At 56.6% G+C, this 7,111-nt stretch carries 4 protein-coding genes; all 4 read left to right on the top strand.

What is annotated here, in order from left to right:
- Positions 1 to 86: 86 nt before the first annotated feature.
- The 4 genes from AC6I77_RS12870 (at position 87) to AC6I77_RS12855 (ending at position 7,007) form a co-directional block, all read left to right on the top strand.
- Positions 87 to 2,021, top strand: coding sequence for an Ig-like domain-containing protein (locus AC6I77_RS12870; RefSeq protein ID WP_375150311.1), 1,935 nt, complete (start codon positions 87 to 89; stop codon positions 2,019 to 2,021).
- 303 nt (positions 2,022 to 2,324) lie between these two features.
- Positions 2,325 to 3,680, top strand: a complete 1,356-nt coding sequence (locus AC6I77_RS12865; RefSeq protein ID WP_003854194.1) for a TolC family outer membrane protein — start codon at positions 2,325 to 2,327, stop codon at positions 3,678 to 3,680.
- Positions 3,681 to 3,696: 16 nt separating this feature from the next.
- The gene (locus AC6I77_RS12860; protein WP_140033193.1) at positions 3,697 to 5,841 is read left to right on the top strand and encodes a type I secretion system permease/ATPase; all 2,145 of its coding nucleotides are present in this window, start codon (positions 3,697 to 3,699) and stop codon (positions 5,839 to 5,841) included.
- Positions 5,838 to 7,007, top strand: a complete 1,170-nt coding sequence (locus AC6I77_RS12855; RefSeq protein WP_039659744.1) for a beta-barrel domain-containing protein — start codon at positions 5,838 to 5,840, stop codon at positions 7,005 to 7,007. Before AC6I77_RS12860 ends, AC6I77_RS12855 begins: the two co-directional genes overlap by 4 nt.
- The last annotated feature ends 104 nt before the right edge of the window (positions 7,008 to 7,111 follow it).

Here is a 7,111-nt window from a genome sequence, read left to right as displayed (position 1 = left end):
AGCTGACCCACCACCTGTCGACAGCCTTAACGTCCGGTTTATCCGGGCGTTTTAGTCTGCGTTTCTGTTCTGAACTGAGGTTACCTATGTCAACACGTGATACGTTTCGTTCTGTCCGGCTTGAATCCATTTTCCAGACGGCAGTCAGCGACTTTGCCGTTACCGACAGCACGCTGCCAGCCATCGTGCCACTTCCCCTGCAAAGCCTGAGCCTTCCGGTGGCTGCGCAAAGCCTGAACCTGCCAATCAGCACTTTCTCCACGGAATCGCTGCATAGCAGCCCGGTTAATGACAACACGCTGTCCACGGTGAAGAGTTCATCTCCCCCGGCACTACGGCCTTACGAACCCATCGCCATGGACGGCGTTATCGCCAGCTGGGAAGCGCATAAGCCAGTACATCTGCGGGGGCGTGCTGAAGGTGAAGCGGGTTCAACAGTGACACTGACTTTTAACGACCAGAGCTGGCACAGTACGGTCAATAAGTGGGGCTACTGGAACGCCTCTATGCCCGCTGAGGCGCTAAAAGGGGTGCCGGATGGCAATCACAGCCTGCAATTGACCCTCACCAATAAAGCGGGCCACAGTACCACTACCGACGTCGATTTTGGTCTCTATGCTGATCGCACCATCAAACCGACACTGACCGTGGATACGGTCAGTGGTGACAACGCGGTGAGTATTGCCGAGAGCATTTATGGTGTTGAGATCAGCGGCAGCGCAACACACCTGCCGGTGGGGTCGGTGCTGAAACTAACGCTGGGCACGCAAACCACCACCGCGCACATGGAAAGTGACGGCAAATGGTACGGTTCTTTTGCTGAAAGTGATTTAACCGCGCTGCCGGATGGCGTTTACAGCCTCAACGTCACGGCGACCGATCCCAACGGAAAAACGGCAACTGACTCTCACGATTTGACGCTGATCACTCATCAGAGCAGCCTGCCACAGATAACCTTCGATAAGATTACTGCGGACGATGTGATTAACCTTGCGGAAAGCCAGCAGGATCTGCTGCTGAGCGGCATGCTGACCACCGTCATGCCGGGCCATCAGCTGGTTATCAGCGGCGCCAACGGAAAAGATTATAACGCCACCCTGGGCCAGGAAGGACACTGGCAGGTGATCATCCCGGCAGCGGAGGTGAACGCCTTTATCAGCGCCGGGGAAATCCGTGCCTGGTCCATTGATGGGGCAAAAAACTACACCGACGTCACCCATGAACTGAATATCCACACGGATTTACAGCAGGTCTACACCGAAATGGATATCGGTGGTGACATGATCCTCAACTATCAGGAAGCGCAGCACGATCTGAGCTTCTATATTGAGGGTTGCAGAACACTGGAAATCAATGGGATAACCTACCAGCCTGACGCAAAAGGCATGGTCACGATGACCTCCAGCGAGCTTATGGCGCTGCCGGATGGTCCGGTCACCGCCACTTTCCATCGCCAGGATGACTATGGCAACAGCGATACCCAAAGCTGGGACACGCTATTTACCGTTGCCGTACATCAGCGGCCAACCCTGACGCTGGACATCGCCTTTGGCGACAACAAAATCGATGCTGCCGATGTGAACAGCTGGCATCTGATTCAGGGCAGTTCCAGCAATCTGCAACCGGGGAGCCAGGTGGAATTAACGCTGGGCGATCAGCATTACAGCGCCAGTGTCAAAGCGGATGGTGGCTGGTCCCTGACCATTCTGGCCGGACAACTGGCTCCACTGGATGAGGGGGAATATCCGATGACGGTCAGCGCCAAAGACAGCGCCGGTAATATCGCGACGGCCAGCCAGACGGTGCAGGTGGCATCGCATACCGAAACGGCGAGCCTGACAGAGGGGCAGACGCTGGATCAGCTGCTGGAAACCGTTAGTCAGACTCAGCAGGCAGAGACCGGGCATGTGGCACAGGCATCTGTTGCTGTCCTCCCTCAGGAGAGCCATCTCTTCTCAGATGTGCCTTATACGCTTGCCGATCACCTGTTGCAGCATCCGGCAGCACAGTCGATAGTGTGACGCTAAATCATTAGTAAAAGTACTGATTTCCGGGCAGGTCTGTTAAGCCTGTCTGGAGTGGTCAGGCGTGGCTGGGTGGTTAATTTTCATTCATTCAGGCGGAATATTAAAGATTTCATCACTATTTAACAGGAATAAGTACAGAATATGATCTAATAATGTTAATAGTTATTTAGTGTCTCTGATGTTAATCATAAATAAAATAATGCAATAACTCTGTCAGGATCTGATCGTCATCCCTTTTGCTCGCTTTGTTCACCAGGAAAAACATCATGATGATAAAACCCCCTGTTGGTATGGATAATGAACAAAGCGCAGTTAACTTTTTTATTGTGCGCCCTGAGCGGCGTGTCAGTGAATGCGGTCTTTTCCGCACCCTTACCCAAAGCAGAATTTAACTGGCGCGCAGCGCCGACCGAAGAACAGATTGCCAGCTTAACGCTGCGCGACGCCATTCTCCGGGCCTTCGCCCGTAATCCGAAAATCTCGGAAGCGGCGGCACAGATCCACGTTGGCGAGGGCGATCTTGATGCCGCCCGCAGCGCCTGGTATCCGCAAATCTCACTACAGGGTGCGGCGGGCCGCTCCCATCAGACTGACTCCGCCGGGAGCCTCAACAACAATGGCTCCGGCGGTATCACGCTTAGCCAGCTGCTCTACGACTTTGGGCGTACCGGCAGCGCCATCGATGAACAGCATGCACTGTCAGAGGCTTATCGCTTCGGCCTGTTCGACTCCATGACCACCGTGGCGGAAGATACGCTGCAGGCCTACCTCGAAGTCAAACGCTACCAGGCGCTGGCAGACATCGCGCACACTAATATCGCTTCACTGCAGCGGGTGCGGGATATCGCGAAACTGCGCGCCGATGCGGGGCTCAACTCACAGTCAGACGTGCTGCAGGCGGAAACCCGCATCGCCGCAATGCAAGCCACGCTTGAGCAGTATCGCGCCCAGCTGCGCTCCGCTACCGCCCAACTCACTGTACTGACCGGCGTGGTGCCCGCCACACTGCCAGAACTGCCCCAGGCACTCCTGAAACAGCAGATCACCCTCGACAAAATTGCCTATGAAAGCAGCGCGGCGGTGCGCAGCGCACAGTCTAAACAGGAGGCCGCCCGTGAACGGGTACGCCAGGCACAGTCCGGTCACTGGCCAACCATCAAAGTGCAGGCGGGCCGGACCCGCTATGAAAACGATCGCCAGTCTTACTGGGATGATGAAGTGCAGCTGCAGGTGGAAGCGCCGCTCTATCAGGGTGGCATGGTCAATGCCAAAACTGAATCAGCGGAGGGCGACCGTGAGGCAGCGCAGGCTGCAGTGCAGCAAGCCAAACTCGCCATTAATCAGAACGCCTCAACCGCCTATGCCGACATGATTGGCGCGCAGCAACGGCAGGCTGCCGGGGAAGTGCAGCTGGCCAGCGCCGACCATACCCGCAATGTTTATGCCGATGAATATCGTCTGAGCAAGCGCAGCCTGAACGATCTGCTGAGTGTAGAACAGGATGTGTTTCAGGCTGACAGCTCACGTATCACCGCGCTCTACGATGGCTGGGACGCCACCGTACGCTATGCCGCCGCAGTAGACAATCTGCTCGATATCATGGGTATCGATCGCCAGCAAAGCAGCGGCGATCTCCTTCCTTCGCTGCAATAGCGATAAGGCAAAAATCATGAGTACGTTAACCCTGAACACCGATAACTGGATTGCCGCCATGCTGCGCGTCGCCGCGCGATTCGGTAAGCCTGCCGATGGCAAAACCCTGCGTCAGCAGATGCGCTGGTTTGAACATCTGCCGGTGTCACAGCAGCTGGAGCGGCTCTCCGGCCTGCTGGGACTGCATCTGACCATGGTGCCGCAGAACAAACTGCGCTGGCGTCAGGAGATCACGCCGGTGGTGCTGGTGCTGGAAAATGCCAGCGTAGCGGTGCTGGAGAATATCGATGCGGACGGCAGCGCGCGTTACTGGCTCAGTGAAGGCGGCGATGTGGTGCGTGAAAGCGCCTTATCGGAGCTGCTGACACGTGCTCAGGGCGATGTTGGCGTGATTGGGGTGGCGGCGCGTGGCCGTGATGCGCGCATCGACGAATTCATTCAGCCTTATGAGCCACACTGGTTCTGGAAAAACTTTCGCGGCATGGGGCGTCGTATCACCGAGATCTCACTGGCGTCGGTGATCGGTAATGTGCTGGCACTGGCCGGAATTCTCTTTTCGATGCAGGTCTACGATCGGGTGATTCCGGCGCAGTCACAGTCCACGCTGTGGGTGCTGTTTGTCGGGGTACTGATTGCTGCGGCGATTGAATATCTTATCCGGCTGATGCGAACCCAGGTCTCAGATTTAATGGGTAAACGCATCGACCTGAAAGTTTCCGCCATGCTGTTTGCCCGGGCGATGAGCATCCGTAATGAGGCGCGGCCGAAATCGACCGGCTCATTTATCTCGCAACTGCGTGAGATCGACCAGGTGCGCGAGTTGCTGACCTCGACCACGGTTGGTGCCGCGGCCGATCTGCCGTTTGTTATCCTGTTCCTGTTCATCATGTCGTTTATAGGCGGCTGGCTGGTGCTGATTCCGCTGGCGGCGATCCCGCTGATCGTCATTCCGGGTCTGCTGGTTCAGATTCCCATGGCGCGGCTGGCTAAAGAGGGGCTGCGTGAGGGCGCGCTGCGTAATGCCGTGCTGGTGGAGACCATTGAAGGCATTGAGGATATCAAGGCGCTTCAGGCCGAACCCTATTTCCAGCGTCAGTGGGAGCAGACGCATGAAGTCAGCGCCGCGATCAGCAATCAGCAGCGATTGTGGGGCGCGCGCCTTACCGGCTGGGCATCGACGGTGCAGCAGCTCACCTATGCAGGGATGCTGGTGTTTGGGGTTTACCTGGTGCTCGATTCACACATCACCACCGGTACGCTGGTCGCCTGTAGCCTGCTCTCATCCCGCACTATCGCTCCACTGATGCAGCTGACCATGGTCTTCTCACGCTGGCAGCACGCCAAAATGGCGATGAAAGGGCTGGATGAGTTGCTGAAAAAGCCGCTCGATCAACCTGAAGCCGCCACGCTGGCGCACTGTCCGACGCTCACCGGCCAGTACGATCTGCGCAATGTGCATTACAGCTATGACGAAGAGAATGAAAAAAATGTGCTCAACGTGCAGCAGCTGCAGATCAAGCCCGGCGAGAAGATTGCCATTCTGGGTAAGGTCGGGGCAGGGAAGTCGACCTTGCTGAAGATTCTTGCCGGTCAGGCACAGGCCAGTCAGGGCAAGGTGATTGTTGATGGTGTCGATATTGAGCGTATCGATCCCACTGATTTACGCCGTCAGCTCGGGTGGCTGTCGCATGACTCCCGCCTCTTCTTTGGCACGCTGCGGCAGAACCTGATGCTGGGCAATCCCCATGCCAGCGAACAGGAGATGCTGCAGGCACTGCGTATCAGCGGCGCACTGTCGCTGATCCAGCAGGACGCCGCCAGCCTGGATCGTATTATCAATGAAGGCGGTCGCGGGCTCTCTGGCGGGCAACGTCAGATGGTGATGCTGAGCCGATTGATCCTGCGTCAGCCGCAGGTGGTGCTGCTGGATGAACCCACTGCGGCAATGGATGAACAGCTGGAGGAGCATGTGATTCGTCAGCTGCAGGGCTGGATCAGCGGCCGGACGCTGGTGCTGGTGACGCACCGTCCGGCACTGCTGAAAATGGTCGATCGTATTGTGGTGATGGATAACGGGCGCATTGTCGCTGATGGTCCGCGCGACGAGATCCTGCGCCGCGCGACTGCACCTGCTACGGCAGGTAAAGGAGATGTGGCATGAGTCTGGTGATTGTTGATAAAGATCTTGCCCGTCATGAGCGCCGGACATCAGCGATTATCTGGCTCTGCACCGCCGCGCTGGCGATATTTCTGATCTGGGCGCACTTTGCCATTCTGGATGAGGTCACAGTGGGCACCGGTAAAGTGACGCCCTCCAGCCGCGCGCAGGTGATCGACAGCCTGGATGGCGGCATCGTCAAACAGCTTAATGTGCATGAAGGTGACATTGTTGAGAAAGGGCAGGTGCTGGCGACCCTCGATCCAACGCGCTTTCAGTCAAATTTCGGTGAAGCGCAGGCTAAAGTGCGCACGCTGCGTGCCTCGTCCGAGCGGCTGGAAGCGGAGCTGTCGGGCACGCCGCTGAAGTTCAGTGCCGAAACGCTGAAGGAGCCGAATCTGGTTACGCGCGAGCGGCAGCTCTATGAGTCGCGACGTCGTAATCTCACTGAAACCATCAGTAACCTGCAGCAGTCGCTGAAACTGGTGCAGGATGAGCTGCGGCTCACCGAACCGCTGGTGGCGAAAGGCGCGGCAGGGCAGGTTGAGGTGATCCGTCTGCGTCGTCAGGTCAGCGATCTACGTGGCAAAATCGACGAAGCGCGCAATGACTATCTGGTGCGCGCTCACGAAGAGCAGGTGAAAAACAATGCGGAACTGGATGCGCAGTTGCAGGTTGCCGCAGGCAAAGAGGATCAGCTGACGCGCGCGACGCTCTACTCGCCGGTGCGCGGCATCGTCAAAGATATTCAGGTCACCACGGTGGGTGGTGTACTGGAACCGGGCGGTAAACTGATGGAAATTGTGCCGCTGGAGGATCAACTGCTGATTGAGACGCGTATCAATCCACGCGATATCGCCTGGATTCGGCCCGGACTGGCCGCCACCGTGAAAGTCACCGCCTATGACTCCTCTATTTATGGCGATCTGCACGGCGAAGTGGAAACGGTGTCGCCAGACACGCTGCAGGATGAGGTGAAACGTGATCAATATTATTATCGTGTCTACGTTCGTACCCAGAAAGCCGAGCTGACCAACCGCACTGGCCGAAAATTCCCGATTGTGCCCGGAATGGTGGCCAATGTGGAGATTAAAACCGGTCAGAAATCCGTCATGGATTACCTGATTAAACCACTGAATAAAGTCAAAGAATCGCTGCGCGAGCGCTGAAAATGCGGTCCAGCTGAGAGGCTTATTTGCTTAATTACGGTGATAAATTAACATGGCGGATATTCAGACTATCCGGGCACAAAGTGTGCGCAATTTAACAAACT

Source organism: Pantoea sp. X-Soil-ISGK-259 (assembly GCF_059730705.1).
Note: the sequence above shows the minus strand (reverse complement) of the source record. Positions and strands in the feature narration are given on the sequence as shown.